This is a genomic window from Alicyclobacillus sacchari (assembly GCF_004366795.1).
Classification (GTDB): Bacteria; Bacillota; Bacilli; order Alicyclobacillales; family Alicyclobacillaceae; genus Alicyclobacillus; species Alicyclobacillus sacchari.
This window is the reverse complement of the sequence record NZ_SORF01000003.1, coordinates 163,477-179,673: the sequence shown is the minus strand read 5'-3', so window position 1 is coordinate 179,673 and position 16,197 is coordinate 163,477. Positions and strand designations below refer to the sequence as shown.

The 16,197-nt window shown below is 58.5% G+C and carries 18 protein-coding genes; 14 read left to right on the top strand and 4 right to left on the bottom strand.

Annotation, left to right across the window (positions count from 1 at the left end; translation table 11 throughout):
- Positions 1 to 54: 54 nt before the first annotated feature.
- The gene (locus C7445_RS04560; RefSeq protein ID WP_134158850.1) at positions 55 to 264 is read left to right on the top strand and encodes a hypothetical protein; all 210 of its coding nucleotides are present in this window, start codon (positions 55 to 57) and stop codon (positions 262 to 264) included.
- A gap of 137 nt (positions 265 to 401) precedes the next feature.
- Entirely contained in the window at positions 402 to 836 is a 435-nt protein-coding gene (locus C7445_RS04555) for a hypothetical protein (RefSeq protein WP_134158849.1), read from the top strand.
- A gap of 279 nt (positions 837 to 1,115) precedes the next feature.
- Here the strand turns inward: C7445_RS04555 and C7445_RS04550 are convergent, their stop codons facing one another.
- Positions 1,116 to 1,922, bottom strand: a complete 807-nt coding sequence (locus C7445_RS04550) for a hypothetical protein (protein ID WP_134158848.1) — start codon at positions 1,920 to 1,922, stop codon at positions 1,116 to 1,118.
- 147 nt (positions 1,923 to 2,069) lie between these two features.
- On the opposite strand from C7445_RS04550, the gene C7445_RS04545 reads away from it, so the two are divergent.
- A complete protein-coding gene (locus C7445_RS04545) occupies positions 2,070 to 2,312 on the top strand; it encodes a hypothetical protein (protein ID WP_134158847.1) in 243 nt (80 codons plus the stop codon).
- An 87-nt stretch (positions 2,313 to 2,399) separates the two neighbouring features.
- Here C7445_RS04545 and C7445_RS04540 read toward each other — a convergent pair whose 3' ends face one another.
- Together C7445_RS04540 and C7445_RS04535 are read right to left on the bottom strand one after the other, a co-directional pair.
- Positions 2,400 to 3,590: a pyridoxal phosphate-dependent aminotransferase gene (locus C7445_RS04540; protein WP_134158846.1), complete on the bottom strand. Its 1,191-nt coding sequence runs from the start codon at positions 3,588 to 3,590 to the stop codon at positions 2,400 to 2,402.
- A 61-nt stretch (positions 3,591 to 3,651) separates the two neighbouring features.
- A complete protein-coding gene (locus tag C7445_RS04535; RefSeq protein WP_243834942.1) occupies positions 3,652 to 5,700 on the bottom strand; it encodes a transglycosylase domain-containing protein in 2,049 nt (682 codons plus the stop codon).
- Positions 5,701 to 5,850: 150 nt separating this feature from the next.
- On the opposite strand from C7445_RS04535, the gene speE reads away from it, so the two are divergent.
- Genes speE through C7445_RS04520 form a run of 3 tightly spaced genes read left to right on the top strand, consistent with a single transcriptional unit; the run spans position 5,851 to position 8,033 of the window.
- The gene (gene speE / locus C7445_RS04530) at positions 5,851 to 6,684 is read left to right on the top strand and encodes a polyamine aminopropyltransferase (RefSeq protein WP_134158845.1); all 834 of its coding nucleotides are present in this window, start codon (positions 5,851 to 5,853) and stop codon (positions 6,682 to 6,684) included.
- A complete protein-coding gene (gene speB, locus C7445_RS04525) occupies positions 6,681 to 7,568 on the top strand; it encodes an agmatinase (protein WP_134158844.1) in 888 nt (295 codons plus the stop codon). The genes speE and speB overlap by 4 nt, the downstream gene beginning before the upstream one ends.
- Before the next feature lie 54 nt (positions 7,569 to 7,622).
- Positions 7,623 to 8,033: a YwiB family protein gene (locus C7445_RS04520; RefSeq protein ID WP_208320836.1), complete on the top strand. Its 411-nt coding sequence runs from the start codon at positions 7,623 to 7,625 to the stop codon at positions 8,031 to 8,033.
- Positions 8,034 to 8,058: 25 nt separating this feature from the next.
- On the opposite strand, the gene C7445_RS04515 is transcribed toward C7445_RS04520, so the two are convergent.
- Positions 8,059 to 8,889, bottom strand: a complete 831-nt coding sequence (locus tag C7445_RS04515; protein ID WP_208320835.1) for a glycosyltransferase family 2 protein — start codon at positions 8,887 to 8,889, stop codon at positions 8,059 to 8,061.
- Between the two features lie 69 nt (positions 8,890 to 8,958).
- Between C7445_RS04515 and pxpB the strand changes: the two genes are divergently transcribed.
- From pxpB to fsa, 8 genes are all read left to right on the top strand, one after another.
- Complete coding sequence (pxpB, locus tag C7445_RS04510; protein ID WP_243834941.1) at positions 8,959 to 9,678, top strand: 5-oxoprolinase subunit PxpB; 720 nt, start codon at positions 8,959 to 8,961, stop codon at positions 9,676 to 9,678.
- Positions 9,653 to 10,696: a 5-oxoprolinase subunit C family protein gene (locus C7445_RS04505; protein ID WP_134158842.1), complete on the top strand. Its 1,044-nt coding sequence runs from the start codon at positions 9,653 to 9,655 to the stop codon at positions 10,694 to 10,696. Before pxpB ends, C7445_RS04505 begins: the two co-directional genes overlap by 26 nt.
- A gap of 15 nt (positions 10,697 to 10,711) precedes the next feature.
- Positions 10,712 to 11,476, top strand: coding sequence for a 5-oxoprolinase subunit PxpA (locus C7445_RS04500; protein ID WP_134158841.1), 765 nt, complete (start codon positions 10,712 to 10,714; stop codon positions 11,474 to 11,476).
- 19 nt (positions 11,477 to 11,495) lie between these two features.
- Positions 11,496 to 12,284, top strand: a complete 789-nt coding sequence (locus tag C7445_RS04495; RefSeq protein ID WP_134158840.1) for an enoyl-CoA hydratase/isomerase family protein — start codon at positions 11,496 to 11,498, stop codon at positions 12,282 to 12,284.
- Positions 12,285 to 12,507: 223 nt separating this feature from the next.
- Positions 12,508 to 13,029 (top strand): DNA-directed RNA polymerase subunit delta, encoded by a 522-nt coding sequence (gene rpoE, locus C7445_RS04490; protein WP_134158839.1) that lies wholly within the window; start codon positions 12,508 to 12,510, stop codon positions 13,027 to 13,029.
- A 99-nt stretch (positions 13,030 to 13,128) separates the two neighbouring features.
- Positions 13,129 to 14,745, top strand: a complete 1,617-nt coding sequence (locus C7445_RS04485; RefSeq protein WP_134158838.1) for a CTP synthase — start codon at positions 13,129 to 13,131, stop codon at positions 14,743 to 14,745.
- A gap of 126 nt (positions 14,746 to 14,871) precedes the next feature.
- On the top strand, positions 14,872 to 15,234 hold the full coding sequence (locus C7445_RS04480; RefSeq protein ID WP_006445927.1) for a response regulator: 363 nt from the start codon (positions 14,872 to 14,874) through the stop codon (positions 15,232 to 15,234).
- 167 nt (positions 15,235 to 15,401) lie between these two features.
- Complete coding sequence (gene fsa / locus C7445_RS04475) at positions 15,402 to 16,049, top strand: fructose-6-phosphate aldolase (protein WP_134158837.1); 648 nt, start codon at positions 15,402 to 15,404, stop codon at positions 16,047 to 16,049.
- The last annotated feature ends 148 nt before the right edge of the window (positions 16,050 to 16,197 follow it).

Genomic DNA, 16,197 nt, shown 5'->3' with positions numbered 1-16,197 from the left:
TGCTGTATAAACGATCACGTGAGCGATTGCAACTTGCTATGGAGGGAATCGACAATGAAGGCGGTTCAACGTGCGGGACGGACGTTTGTATTGGCGTTCGTGGGACTTGGCTTGTTGATGCTCGTGGGCTTCACGCTTGTCCTGGCGGCGTCGAGCAAGGGCGTCCTTGCTTGCGCCGGCGGGGCCATGATGGTCCTGGCGATGATTCTCGCCGCGGCAATCGATATTCGGCTTCGCAGCCCACATGTCCGCAAGGTGCAATGATCGAATCGGCTTAGGCGAGTTTCTTGAAGTCGCTCATTTTTGTCGTGTTCGGGCGTTTCGCTGAGACATCCTGCGGCCTTTCAACATAGGTTGAGGAGAGGCTCCGCTAGGAGTGAAACGGAGAAGGAGGATGCGACATGGCGGCTTCATCCAATAAGCGAAACCGCAAAGGCTCATCGCGGCCAAAGCGGCAGACTGCGGCTCCTGCGTCGCCGGCACCGGAAGCGCAGCCAGTGGCGGCGGCTCCGTCGGGATCGCTGGACACGCTGAAAAACAATCTCGCTGGCAAGCGCAAAGCAATTTTCCAAATCCTTGACGACGTCAAGAAGGTGACGCCAGATCAATGGCGTGATCCGAATGAGGTCGAGTCGCTGGCGAAAAACTTTGCAGATAAACTTGGCTTGCCGGTTCCAGAACAACGGATCAAGCAGTTTGTCAAGGCCTATTCGGACGCGACGAAGAATGGACCGAACGCGAGCGTCGACGAGATTGTCAAGAAGTACGGCAAGAACGTCGACGATAAGACACTCAAGGAAATCAAGAAATTCGTTCCGAAGAACACAAAGGACTGAGCTGGCAATCGCCTGGGGATAGGCATCCCTGGGCGATTTGCGCATTTGGGTGGAGACAAGCGCCACTTCAGGTCCGGCCACCGTATTCCTTGTGTTCAGGACGATGGATCAATACATTTGGGCAAAGATCCGATCCGCCCGCAACTGACCTCCATTCTGGATTGCTGATGGCCTTTGCTCATCAGTTCACCTCTTCCAGCAAAAAAAATAGCTGCCTGCCCCCTGGGCAAATGACAGCTATTTTCTGGGCAATTGCCATGGTTTCATCGCATGCACCGCCTATTCGCCCTCAGGCTGCGGCCTCTGGGGCTGACCATTTGCAGGAGGCAGCGCCGGAGTGTACGGCTGCGCAGGACCGTACTGTGGCGCTTGGTAGGCGCCAGGTGGCCCGTAGGGGGCTGGATAACCCGGAGCTGCATTTGGCGGCGGGTACCCGTACCCGGGTGCAGCAGGTGGCGCAGGGTAAGGCTGTGCTCCCGCGTACATCTGCGCAGGTTGTTGCTGCGGCTGGGGTTGTTGCGGCTGAACAGGCTGCTGGTTGTTCGTCTTCGTCGGTTGACTGTTTTCGTTGTCGTTCGATCCGCCGAGCAGACCCGCCCCTAGCGGAGAAGCCATCAAAGCCGCCAAAATGCTGGTAAAGTCCTCTGTGGTCAAATTTTTGCCGCGGTGCTTCAGCAGTTTATCGAGAACGCCGCTCTCCTTGAGCGTGCCTGTCGTGATATAGACCGTGTCAAGCATTTTGTCCGCCTGTTGCAGATAATTGAGCCAGTTTTTGACCGTATTCCGCAGATTGCCGACTGTTTTCAAAGTATCCTGCATGTTTTTCGGCGATAACAGCTGCGAAAGCGAAGGCGATTTTTTACTCGGGTTGGCGATCGATGGCGATCCGCCCTGGCTTGGCCGCGGTTGTGTTTTACGCGTACCGTTGCCTCTCCCTTTTGGGCCGGTAGACGTACGAGTGCTTCTGGTTTTGGCGAGCACCGCGTCGGAAAGCCGTAGTACAGATCCTTGCGCCGTTCTGTGACCAGGCTTTGTCGCCCCTTTTCGCGGTTGTGCTGTTCTCCTCGCAGCGCGATCGGAATTCATCGGGGTACACCTCGCTTCCCCATGGATGCTCCGATATCGTATGGCAATCGCCGCGATTCTGTGCGGGCGAACGCGCGTGTGCATAGCCAGTGTCATGACGCGCAGACTACGGACGAAGTGTGCAGTGGGGGAAAGGAGTTGGCGCGTTTGACCTATCGCAGGGATCTATATGCGAAGTATGGCGGGGTTCACTTTGTGCAGTTGGCGCCAGGACAGGATATCAACAAGTTTGTCAGATCGTTGCCCGAGGCAAAGCGCGATAGCCTGTTTGAGGTTTTGCACGAGCTTGATCAGGCTGGCCTGATTTCCATTCAAAATGATCATCAGATTCTCGATCACGAAGGTGAAATCCATCCTGCAGAGCCTGGCTCGTCAAGCGAGCCAAGATGACGTTACGCGTTCCAGATGAGCTAGTTCCATGATGGAACAAAAGCCGCCCACCGGGCGGCTGATGCTTGTCGGCTGACGATAGGTCTGTCAGCGGCTCAACTTTTGATGGAACGCACGCATCCGGTCGATGGCTTCTACGACATCGCCGTCTGCTACCGCGTAGGAGAAGCGTACATAGCCTGGGGCACCAAACGCCTCGCCAGGTACGCTGGCCACGAGCGCATGCTCAAGCAGCAGTTCGCAATAATCGCTGCTCGATTGGATGGTTTGGCCTTCATACTTGGATCCAAATACGCCCGTCACGTCGGGGAAAGCATAAAATGCACCTTCCGGCATCAGGCAGCGGACGCCATCCAAGCTGTTTAAGCCCGAGACCAAGGTATCGCGCCGGCGTCGAAAGACTTCGACGACGCTGGGATCAAAGTGTTTGAGCGCCTCGAGACCCGCATACTGCGACATCGTCGCCGGGCTGCCGGTGGAGTGGCTCTGAAAGCTCGAAATGGCCTTTGCGACATCGGCGGGGGCGGCGACGTATCCAAGGCGCCAACCAGTCATCGCGAACGCCTTCGAAAAGCCGTTCACAACCAGGGCGCGATCGTGCAAGTCCGGGCACACGGCCGCGAGACTGACCTGTTTGACGCCGTACACCAGACGCTCGTAAATCTCGTCGAGGACGATATACACGTCGTGTTGGCGCAATACCTCGCCGAGAGCCGCCAACTCGTCTTCGTGATACACGGCACCTGTCGGATTGGACGGAGAATTGAGCAGAACGGCCTTGGTCTTGTTTGTGATGGCCTTCTCCAGGTCATCTGCAGTCATTTTGAAGCCTGCCTCTGCACCGCACTGCACGATGGCCGGTTTACCGCCAGCGACGCTGATTTGCTCGGGATATGACGTCCAATAAGGCGCTGGTAAAACGACCTCGTCGCCCTCGTCGAGAATGCTTGCAAAGACGTTGTACAGCGTATGCTTGGCGCCGTTTGAGACGATGATTTGCTCAGGCGCGTATGACAGGCCATTTTCCGTCGCCAGTTTTTGCGCAATCGCCTTGCGCAACGCGATGGTGCCGGCCGCTTCGGTGTACCGGGTTTGGCCGTTGACGATGGCTCGCACACCGGCAAACGCCGCCGGCACAGGTGTATCAAAGTCGGGTTCGCCGACACTCATGTTGATGACCGGCTGTCCCTTTGCCAGCAATTGCTTGGTCTTGCTGTCGACGGCCATCGTTGCCGATGGTCGAATATTTCGTACTCGCGCGGACAAACGTTGTTCCACAGGTCACGCCTCCCACATGTGTTGCCGCCATTGTAGCACACAATTCCGGGCTCTGGCGCGCTTAGAACAGCTTTCGCAGCCAACCAAACAAACCAGACTTCGGCACAGCTTTCTGCGGCGTCGCTGAGCTGTGCAGCGGGCATGGCTCTGTCGGTTCTGTCCCTGGACGGAAGTAGTCCGTTTCTGCGATCCGGCACTCGGGTGTCGCCACGCCGCCCGACAGCGGATCGATGCGCACCGCCTTTAAATCGGCGGGCGCCGCGAACCAGCCGCCAGGCATGTGCACCTGCGCAGTTCCCATGAACTTCCCCCAAATCGGCGCGGCCATGTGTGACTCCTGCACCGAGAGTGGGCGGTTTGAATCGTATCCCACCCAGACGGCGCACACCAAATTTGGCGTGTAACCCACCATCCAAGCGTCCGTATCTGTCGTGCCTGTTTTCGCGGCTGCGGGTGCGTGCAGATACGGCCTTGCCCCATAACCTGTCCCGCTGTCTCCCAAAACGCTTTGCATCAGATCGGACATTTGAAACGCCACATCTGGCGACAGGGCGCGCGTGATCGGCGCATCCACGGTCGTCCTGCCATCCGGCGTGTCGATCTCGGCCACGGCGTGCGGCGTCACGCGCAAGCCGCCGTTGGCCAACGCAGCGTACGCACCCGCCATCTCGACGGGCGAGATCGGGAAGACGCCCAAGGCGAGTGACGGATACGGCTTCATCTCGTCGGCAATGCCCAAGCGATGCGCCATATCGATCACGTGCTGTGGGCCAATCGCGAGGTTCGTATGCACCGCATACACGTTGTCCGATCGCGCAATCGCTTCGCGCAGCGTCAACGGTCTGCCAGCATACACGTCTGCGTAATCGTGCACGGTGTACCTGTCGGCGGGGGACGCTCCGTAGACGAACGTCGTCAATTTGCTGTCGACTTGCTTAGCCGGTGTCCAGCCGTGTTCGAGGGCGGCGCTGTAGACAATCGCCTTAAATGTCGATCCCGGTTGGCGCGGCGCCAACGCCCGGTTGAACGGGCTGGTTTGGAAGTTGCGGCCGCCGACCAAGGCGCGGATGGCGCCGGTCTTGGGATCCATGGCGACCAAGGCCGCCTGGATGCCGCTGTTCTTGGGCAGGGTCGAGGCGATGGCGCGCTCGGCCGCCTGTTGCAAGAGCGGATCGAGTGTCGTCTTGATGCGCACGGCGCCTGCGTCGAGATCGGAATCGCTCAAGTGGGCCACGCGTTTGGCCTCGCGCACGGCGAGATCGGTGAAATACGGCGCGGTGACCACAGGTGTGTGGTGCACGGCGACATGGATCGGTTCGGCGGCTGCCGCTTGTGCCTGTGCCTGTGTCAAGTAGCCAGTGGCCACCATGCGCTCAAGCACCACGCGCTGGCGCTGTTTTGCCCTATCAAAGTGATCGATGGGCGAGTAGATGGACGGGCCTTTCGGCAGACCGGCGAGCAATGCACATTCGGCGAGATCGAGATCCTCCACCGGTTTGTTGAAATAGAGCTTTGATGCGGCCTGTACACCGTATGCGCCGTGGCCGTAATACACGACATTCAGATAGCGGCCCAAGATCCAATCTTTTGATTTGTGCAGTTCGAGTTGGATGGCAAACATCGCCTCGCGAAGCTTGCGCGATATGGTGCGATCCTGAGATAAATACAGGTTTTTCGCGAGTTGCTGGGTAATGGTCGATCCGCCTTCCACCACGCCGCCGTGGCGCAGGTTGACAACCAGCGCACGCGCCGTCGATTTCAGGCTGATCGCGTGATCGCGATAGAAGTTTTGATCTTCGACGGCGATCGTCGCTGCGACCAGAGGCTCCGGGATGTGATCCAGCGGAACATTCTGCGGCGCTTCGCCGGTGGTCGTCCAGTTCGCAATCCGCGTGCCGTCGGCGCTCTCTATTTCCGTAGGCATGGCACTGCCGCCCTCTGGCAAAGGCATGATCCGCAGCCCAATCAAGAGCAAGGACATGCCGCCAAAGCCGATGCCGAGCGGGATGAAAAAGGCTGACAGCAAAATCCGCGCCGTCGACTTACGGCGGCGGAACACTTTCGTTGCCTCGCGCTTGTCCGCTGCGAGCGAAGGCCAGGATCGGCCCATGCTGCCACCTCCAATAACGGGAAAAGGTGTTGTTTCCGGTATTGTGCATCAACGTCAGGAATACTATTCCATATACCGTGGGATCGCGTACATTCGTTTACCCGGACTGTGAGTTTGGTATAATACCGTCGCGAGAAAGGGTGGATACATATGGCGCAATCGAATCTGTGGTTTACAGAGCTTCAAAATGAAAATCTTTCGATTGGTTTGCGGATAGAAAAGACGATTCACAGTGAACGCACCGAGTTTCAGCAGCTCGATGTCTATCAGACGGCGCAGTATGGCAAGCTCCTGGTGCTCGACGGTTGTGTGATGACGACCGATCGAGACGAGTTCGTCTACCACGAGATGCTTGCGCACGTGCCTTTGCACACGCACCCGAACCCCAAGCGTGTGTTGGTCGTGGGTGGCGGCGACGGCGGCATCATTCGCGAGGTCATCAAACATCCGTCGGTTGAGCGCGCCGTGCTTGCCGAGATCGACGGGCGTGTCATTGAGGCCTCCAAGACGTACTTTCCGCAGATTGCCGCAGGGTTGTCGGACCCGCGCGTCGATGTGCAGGTGGTCGATGGCATTCGCTACGTGGAAGAGCATCCTGGTGAATTCGACGTCATCTTGATCGATTCCACAGATCCGGTGGGTCCGGCCGTGGGCTTGTTCAGCAAGTCGTTTTATGAGTCGGTTTTTGCAGCGCTGAAGCCGGACGGGTTGATGGCGGCGCAAACGGAATCGCCATTTGTCAACCAAGAGCTCATCCGCCGGGTCTACGGCGACGTCGCGCGCACGTTCCCAATTGCCAAGCTGTATCTGGCATTTGTACCGACGTACCCGACAGGCATGTGGAGCTTTACAATGGGCAGCAAAACGCACCGTCCCGAAGATGTGAAGGCCGTTCGCGTGGAAGACACGAAGTACTACAATTTAGGCATTCACCATGCGGCATTCGCATTGCCGAATTTTGCGAAGGAGCTTGTCGGCGAATGAGCTTCCCATTTGATGTGAAACAGCCGTTTCTTCCCGCATATAGCGGCAACGTGTTTATTGGTGCAACCCACGATTTCGATGAGGCACAGGCCGTGATTTACGGCATGCCGATGGATTGGACGGTCTCGTTTCGCAGCGGCGCCCGCCTTGGACCTGTGCGCATTCGCGAGGTGAGTCTTGGCCTTGAGGAGTATAGCCCGTATCTCGACCGCGATTTAAGCGACATTCGCTACTTTGACGCGGGGGATATCCCGTTGCCCTTTGGCAACCCACAGGCGAGCATCGAGCGAATTTACGCCTACGTCAAGGCGCTCTATGCAGCGGACAAGCTGCCCATCGGCCTCGGCGGCGAACATCTCGTCTCCTGGGGAGCCATTCAAGCGGCCATCGAGCACCATCCCGATTTGCGCGTGATTCACATCGACGCGCACACCGATTTGCGGGATCACTATGAGGGCGAGCCGTTTTCGCACGCGACCGTGATCAAGAAGGTTTGCGACGCCATCGGGCCGGATCGCGTCTACCAGTTTGGCATTCGCAGCGGTACTCGCGAGGAATTCGCTTGGGCTCGGGCAAACACGCACTTTGCACCATTTGAGCTTGCCGAGCCGTTGCGTTCCGTGCTGCCTGAACTCCATGGCAAGCCCGTGTATGTGACATGGGACATCGACGTCTTCGATCCCGCGACAGCACCCGGCACAGGCACCGCAGAGCACGGCGGCATCTTTGCTCCGGAGGGCTTTCGCGCCATCCAGTACATGAGGTCGCTCAACGTCGTGGGCTTCGATCTCGTCGAGGTTGCGCCGCAGATCGATCCGACCGAACAGACGCAGATTCTCGCGTCCAAGTTGATTCGCGAGGCCCTGCTTGCGTTCGTATCGTGATGTGCGATGTATTGGTCAGCTGACCACGAGGATGCGGCAAAGCGGGTTTGCCGGGTGGTGTGGCGTCGTCACAGTGGCGCGACGGTGGAGGGCGAGGACGGATCGGAGTCAAAAGTGATCGAATCGGCTGTTTGGTATCAGCGCCGAGGCGTTCACTTCTTGCGCTGGCAGGAACGTGAGCAGGCAGGGGGATCTATCACGCTGCGCATTGAGCCAGACAGCGTGACTTGGATACGCCATGGGATGGTCGCGTGGACACACGTGTTTCGCGCCGGCGATCTCGCCGCGTCGCAGATGGCCGTCGGCGCGGGCGCCCTTGCCGTCGAGACGTTCACAGAACGCCTCACCATCGAGGTATTCCCCGTTGGCGGCACGATTCATCTCGTCTATCGCATGCGCATGGCAGGGCAGGGTGAACAGCCAGAACGTATAGAACTCGTGATCCGCTGGGAACGGCAGAGTTGATCCGTTCCCAGCCCATGGTGAATCTCTACGCCTTTGGGTGAAGTGTCTTCACATCCAACCAGCCTTCCGGATGTTCCTCCCATTCAATCTCGTATTCGTCTCCCCATTCGCGCATCATCCGTTCGTACATCTGGCGCTTGATGGCCTGAAATCGCCTGCGGTCACTCGGGTGTGTCATGTTGTGGCCATGTTGGCGGATGTTGTACAACTCTGCGTCGATATATGCGAACCGGCTATGTGCAATCAACTTCAAGAGGAGCAGCTTGTCCTCCAGGTAGCGGCCATGGCCCGCCGGATCGTTCTCGAAGCCCCCGACAGCGCGCACGTCCTCGGTGCGCAAGAAGCGGGGCACGAGATTCGGCCCGTACCGGAAAAAGTCGTACTTGTCCACAAACGCCCGTCCTTTTTGCACGCGATCTCGCCGCAAGTCACCGTCTTCCGTCTGAATCCAATACACCCCGTCCGCGCAGACGAGCGACACGTCCTCACCTTCCTGCTCCATCTTTGCCAAGCAGAGGCGAATGGCGTCTGGCGAAAACCAGTCGTCACTGTCGAGGATGACAAAGTAAGGCGTCCTCACTTGCTCTAACCCCGCTTGCAAGGCGTTGCCAAGTCCGCGGTTGTCTGTCAAGGCCAATACCTCCAGGCGTTCGTCTGCCTGGGCCAAATCCCTTGCCACCGCCAGTGTGTCGTCCGTCGAGCCATCGTCGATCACGATGCAACGCCAGCGTTTTTCCGTCTGCTCCCGTACGCTGGCCACGGCCGTTGGCAACAAATCCGCTCGGTTGTACACCGGAATCAGCACGGTTACCTGCGGCGTGCCGCCCTCCACCAAGTTTCTTCTCGTCTCCGACATCGTTCTCCACCCTTCTGCGCCTTGGATTCGCTAGAATGAGTGTAAACGATGGAGACAGGGGCGTGTACGGTGATTCGGACATGGGACGTCAGATGTGCGTGGATGGGCGATACGGCCCTGCTCCTTCGCCTGCAAGACGCCATGCCAAGTGGGATGGTCAGAGCCATGCCAGTTCTGCTTGCCATCGACAGCGCATTGCGAAATCGGCTCGCAGGGGTGCCGGGTGTGCGCGATTGCGTGTTAGCTTACCGTTCGCTTGCCATATATTTCGATCCGGACGTCATTGCGCCAGATGAACTTCGCGCTCGCGTCGACGCCGCGCTGCACGACGTGGATGCAGACTGTGCGAACGAGCAGGGATCTGCTGCAATCGCCATCCCGGTCTGCTATGGCGGACCGTTTGGGCCGGATTTGGAGGAAGTCGCGCGATTGCTCAAACTCGCTCCCGAAGAGGTCGTATGCCTGCACACGGCGGGATCGTACGAAGTGGCGATGATTGGTTTTGCCCCTGGATTCCCGTATTTGACAGGCCTTCATGCGCGCATCGCCGTTCCGCGGAAAACGACGCCGCGGGCGCGGGTGGCGGCGGGATCAGTTGGCATTGCCGGAGCACAAACGGGCATTTATCCGTTTGCGACGCCCGGGGGCTGGCAGATCATCGGCCGCACACCGCTGCCTTTGTTCGATCCGGAGCGCCGCCCCCCGGCCTTGCTGGAGCCGGGCATGCGCGTGACGTTTCGGGCTATCGACGAGGAGGAATACGATGGGATTCGCCGCGCGTACACATGATGATCGGCCATTGGCTGAGGCCATCGTGGAGCAGCCAGGGCTCTTCAGCACGGTCCAGGACGAAGGGCGGACGGGCTTCCGGCGCTTTGGCGTGCCCCTTGGGGGCGCGCTTGACACGGCGTCAGCCGCATTGGCCAACGCCTTGGTGGGCAACCAGTCTGAGGCAGCCGTGATCGAATGCACGGGCGTGGGGCCGGAGTTGTATTTTCCTGAGTGTACTGTTGTCGCGGTGTGCGGCGGCGAGTTTGCGCTGTTTGCGACAGATGGTACGCCGTTGCCGACGGCACGCGCGGTCTGGCTGACTGCGGGCAGCAGGTTGCGCATCGGTGCGGCCTCTCGCGGTTATCGGGCGTATCTGGCGGTGCACGGCGGATGGCAGACCGCGAGCGTGCTTGGCAGCCGCAGTACACTCGCCCGCTATGGAATCGGCAAGCCGCTGGCGGCAGGAGATAGACTTTTGTATCACCCTGTCGCACGCGATAAGCCCGAAACCGCGTGGCGAGAGGCGACCACGGGCGTCTATGTCGCGAAATGGTCGGCGGGATCGTGGGAAGACACGCGGGGGCAAGCACCTTTGGAACCTATTTGGGTGCGGGCGGTTGCTGGAGAGCAGGCAAGCGCATTCACGCAGGCGGCCAAGCGGGCCTTTTGGCACGAGCCCTTTCGCGTGGATGTCAAATCGGATCGCATGGGTGTGCGCCTGCTTGGACAAACCGTCGCGGCGCCTGTGGGGGAGATGACATCGGAGCCGGTGGTCCCCGGCAGTGTGCAGGTGCCGCCCTCTGGCCAGCCCATCGTGCTCTTGCGCGAGTGTCAAACTGTAGGCGGTTACCCCAAAATCGCGACCGTCTCAAGTGTCGATCTCGACCGCTTGGCGCAAGCAAGGCCTGGTTCCGTTGTCCGCTTTGGCGAGGTATCATTCCGCGACGCCGTCACACTCTATCGCCGTCACCGTCGTATGCTGCGCGCTTGGTTGGGCCAGGTACGCGCGCAAGCCGTGGCATTGATCACGGTGTGAAAGAGGGGGAACAGCTTGCCTGCTGTGGATTTGAACGCCGATCTCGGCGAGCGTTTTGGCGTCTATGACTTAGGGGCAGACGAGCAGTTGATGGGTTGCGTGACGTCGGCCAATCTCGCTTGTGGTATGCATGCGGGCGATCCGCAGGTGATGTGGAGGAGCGTCAAGCTCGCAAAAGACGCCCGGGTCGCTATCGGCGCCCACCCCGGCTACCCCGATTTACAGGGATTTGGGCGGCGCGACATGGCGCTGACGGCCAGTGAAGTGTACGTGTATGTGCTGTACCAAATCGGGGCACTCTCGGCATTTTTGCGCGCTGCGGGCGCGACGCTGCACCATCTGAAACCGCATGGCGCCTTGTACAATCGCGCCGCTGTCGATCCGGAGATCGCCCGCGCCATCGCACAGGCCGTCGCAGATTTCGATCCGGCGCTGGTGTTGTATGCACCGTTTGCGAGTTGTTTGGCAAGGGCTGGATTGACGTGTGGCCTCACCGTTGGTCACGAAGTTTTTGCGGATCGGCGCTATGAGGCGAACGGGCAACTGACACCACGGCGGCATCCGGATGCGCTGATTGAAAATTTGGAGGAAGCCTGCGAACAGGTGCTCACCATGGTCTGCGCGGGAAAGGTCCGTGCGCGAACGGGGGAGTGGCTGGAGGTGAGTGCGGACACGGTTTGTCTTCATGGCGATGGTCCACAGGCCGTTGCCTTTGCCAAGCGCATCCGCGAACGGCTCGCGGAGGCGGGCGTGCAGGTAAGGCCGTTTGCAAGATCTTGAGTGAAGGGATGGGGAAGAGATGGGAGAATCGTTGATTGATTGGCGCGTGGAAGGTGAGGTTGGCGTATTGACGCTGGATCGGCCGCAGTCGCGCAATGCGCTTAGTCGAGCCGTGTTGTCTGAGTTCGGAGCACGTCTCGCGATGCTGGTCGGCAACACCGATGTGCGTGCACTCGTCATTCGCGGGGAAGGCAAGATGTTCTGTGCGGGTGCGGACATCGCCGAGATGCAGGGCCTGTCACCTGCGGAGGCAGAGTCGTTTGCACGGCTCGGGCAACGGATTTTTTCCGCGCTTGAGCAGTTGCCCATTCCGGTCGTCGCGTTGGTACACGGCGGCGCCTTTGGCGGGGGGCTTGAATTGGCGCTAGCCTGTGATATTCGATTGGCAGCAACAGATGCACAGTTTGCGCTGCCCGAAGTCGGACTCGGCATCAATCCTGGTTTTGGTGGCACGTCGCGCTTGCCGCGCGCCATTGGCCTTGGCCGTGCGCTGCACATGATGTTGCTCGGCGAGCGGATCGACGCAGAGCAGGCATTCAGTTACGGCCTCGTGTCACAGGTGGTGCCGGCAGCGGAGCTCCTGGCGGCGGGCATGGCTCTGGCGCAACGACTCGCCGGGCAGTCCGCGTCCGCGGTGGCGGCCATCAAGCGCCTTGCGTATGCGGGCGTAGGCATGGATCCGGTGCGGGCCCAGGCCTTGGAGGCGTCGCAGTTTGGCCTTTGTTTCGCGGCGCCGGATGCACGCGAAGGGATGGCGGCGTTCCGCGAGAAGCGCAAGCCGCAGTTTGGCAGAACGAAACCAGTTTGACCGGTGCACACAGGGGGCGGTTATGGCACGTCGCGGGCCGATTGTGTAGATGCCCCTATAGTTGGGTAAAATGGCTGCAGATACTGACGGGTAAACCGATTTCACATGCCGATTTGGTGGCGAATGTGCATAGCGCCGCCATCTTGGCTGTGCTATAATCCATGTATTTGTGATGGGTAGGCGTGGTTGGTGTAGCAGCCCGGTGAGAAGGGAAGGTCGTAACATGGCAATTGCGTTGGCGCGGCCGGATCACGAGATTCAACAAATGCCTTTGGTCGAACTCGTGTACGAGATTCTCAAGGCCCGCAAGGAGCCGATATACTTTCGTGAAATCATGAAGGAAATTCAGGACTTGCGCCATATGTCAGACGATGAAGTCAAAGAAGTTATTGCGCGAGTCTTCACAGAGATCAACATCGATGGGCGGTTTGTCTGCATCGGTCATAACATCTGGGGACTCAACCGCTGGTATCCGACCGATAGAACGGCAGAACGGCTTAGCGGCAAGAAGTTTATCCGCAAGACGGGCGATGCCTTCGGTGATGAGGACGAAGACGAAGAAGAATTTGAAGATAGCGTGCTCGATGAAGAGAGCGAGTACGAAGAGGTGCCGGCTGACGACGAAGTTCCGTTCGACGACGCTGTTGACGGAGATGAGGAAGAAGTGCTGGCAGAAGACGAAGACTATGAAGAATCACCGCTGTTCGACGAGGATGAGGATGACGAAGAGGAAGAGGAGGACTGACGTCCTCCCCTACTTCTTCGCTATGCGTTCTGGATGCATCCGGAACGCTGTTTTTGTGTGTCTGTAGGCCATGGGACCAACTTGAGGAGGACGGGTGTGATGAGTGCAAAGTATATTTTCGTGACCGGTGGCGTGGTTTCCGGGTTGGGTAAAGGCATCACCGCCGCCAGTCTCGGCCGGTTGTTGAAAAACCGCGGCCTCAACGTCACGATTCAGAAGTTTGATCCATACATCAACGTCGACCCCGGTACGATGAGCCCTTACCAACATGGCGAGGTGTTTGTCACCGATGACGGTGCCGAGACCGATTTGGACCTTGGCCACTACGAACGGTTTATCGATAACGATTTGAGTCAGGCCAACAACGTCACGAGCGGACGCATCTATTGGTCCGTCATTCAAAAGGAGCGCCGCGGTGATTACCTGGGCGGCACAGTGCAGGTGATTCCGCACGTCACCAACGAGATCAAGGAACGCGTCATGCAGGCTGCGAAACCTGATACCGACATCGTCATCACCGAGATCGGCGGCACGGTCGGCGATATTGAAAGCCAACCGTTCCTCGAGGCTATTCGCGAAATGAAGGGCGAAGTCGGGCGCAACAACGTGCTTTATATCCATGTGACGCTGATTCCATATTTACGCATGGCGAGTGAGGTCAAGACCAAGCCGACGCAGCATAGCGTGGCGTCTCTGCGCAGCATCGGCATCAGTCCGAACATCATCGTCTGCCGCACAGAAGTACCGCTCAGCCAGGACGTTAAACGCAAGATTGCCCTGTTTTGCGATACGGACGAAGACAGTGTGATCGAGGCGCGGGATGCTGATGTTCTGTACGAGGTTCCGCTTTGGCTGCGGGAAGAGGGGCTCGACGATATCGTCCTGCGCCACTTCGGCATCGTCGCGCCGCCAGCCGACATGCGTGAATGGGAGAAGATGGTCGAACGCATCAAGCGGCTGCATCAAAAGGTCGAGATCGCAATCGTGGGTAAATACGTGGCATTGCCAGACGCGTATGCCAGTGTCGTCGCTGCACTCCAGCACGGCGGCTTTGAGAACGACGCGCAGGTACAAATTCGCTGGGTCAACTCAGAAGACGTCACCGTGGACAACGTGGACGAGCTCCTTTCCGGCGTAGGCGGCATTTTGGTGCCGGGGGGCTTTGGGGACCGCGGTATTGAGGGCAAGATTATCGCCTGCCGCTATGCGCGCGAGCGCAACATCCCGTACTTTGGCATCTGTCTTGGCATGCAGATCGCCGTGATTGAGTACGCTCGCAACGTGGCGAAGATGGCGGGGGCGCATACAAGCGAGATCGATCCGCGGACACCGTACCCGGTCATCGACCTGCTTCCTGAACAGAAGGAAGTCGAGGACAAGGGAGGCACGATGCGGTTGGGTGCGTATCCGTGCCGCCTGCTGGACAACTCGAACGCGCGTGTGGCGTACCAATCCGAATGGGCGTCCGAGCGCCATCGCCATCGGTACGAATTCAACAATGACTTCCGGGAGACGTTAGAGTCACACGGCTTGCGCGTCACGGGTACGTCGCCAGACGGACGCCTGGTCGAGATTGTAGAAATTCCGGAGCATCGCTGGTTTGTCGGTGTGCAGTTCCACCCAGAATTCAAATCGCGGCCCAACCGTGCACAACCACTGTTCCGCGAATTCGTGACGGCGAGTCTCCGGTATCAAAACGATCAGCAGCGCCCTTGAGCATGAACGATTGAAGGATGGCCGTCTCGCTTGATCTGGTGTCGTGTGGACAAGCGTGACAGGAGTTCTTTTCGGGCGTGCCGAACATAACTCGTGACGAGTTGAGCTAATGAAGAGGGTGTTTGCATGGCGTACAAGGTACTGGTTGTCGACGACCAGTTTGGCATCCGAGTCCTTCTTCAGGAAGTGTTGCAGCGGGAAGGATATGAAATTTTCCAGGCGCCAAACGGGGTGACTGCACTGCAAATCGCGGAGCAAGAAAAGCCTGACCTCATCCTGCTGGACATGAAGATTCCAGGGATGGATGGGCTCGAAATTTTGCGCAACATCCGGAAGCTCGAGCTGGACTCCAAGGTCATTATGATGACGGCGTACGGCGAATTGGACTTGATTCACGAAGCGATGGAAATGGGGGCCGTCGCGCATTTTACGAAGCCGTTTGACATTGATGAGCTGCGTCGAGCTGTTCGATCGCAGTTGGACAGTTAGCCGGGCGAGTTTTACAATGGACAGGGCTGCTTCGGAGAGATGATTCCGCGTGAACATGGTATGATATATCCGTAGAGAAGTCGTCCGGCGGTTCATCTCGCATGAGGAGAGCGGCCGCAACCACCCTGCGGGCGGCTCCATAAACAGTCTAGGAGAGGATGAGGAGCATGAAGTTTTTCATTGACACCGCGAATGTCGACGAGATCCGTCGCGCGGCTGAGATGGGGATTTTGAGCGGCGTAACGACGAATCCGAGCCTCGTGGCGAAAGAAGGGCGCGACTTCGTTCAAGTCCTGAAGGAAATTGTCGAGATCGTCGACGGGCCCATTAGCGCAGAGGTCGTCAGCCTCGATGCGAAGGGCATGGTGGAAGAAGCTCTCCCACTCGCGGAAATTCATAAAAACATCGTAATCAAGGTGCCGATGACGGTCGAAGGCCTCAAGGCCGTTCACCAATTGGCGCAGCGCGGCATTCGCACAAACGTGACGCTCATCTTCAGTGCGAACCAAGCGCTGATGGCTGCTCGCGCAGGTGCCGCATTCGTCAGTCCGTTCATTGGCCGTTTGGATGATATCAGCGTCGATGGCGTCGAGTTGATTGCCGACATCGCTCAGATTTTTGACATCCACGGCATTGAGACCGAGATCATTGCAGCGAGTGTGCGCCACCCGATGCACGTTACGCAGGCTGCGAAAGCAGGTGCGCACATCGCGACGATTCCGTTTGGCGTGTACGACCAGATGGTCAAACACCCATTGACGGACCGTGGTATCGAACGCTTCCTGGCAGACTGGAGCAAGCTGCAAAAGAAGTAAAATCGACGGGCACCGGATGAGCCGGTGCCCAGTTCTTTGTCTCTTCATCAACGAAATGCGTCCACCGCTTGTGAAACGGCCCGCACCTGTTTATACTACATATAGCCGCAGAATCATTCGATTCCGTGGGGGGATACGCTTCAACTTC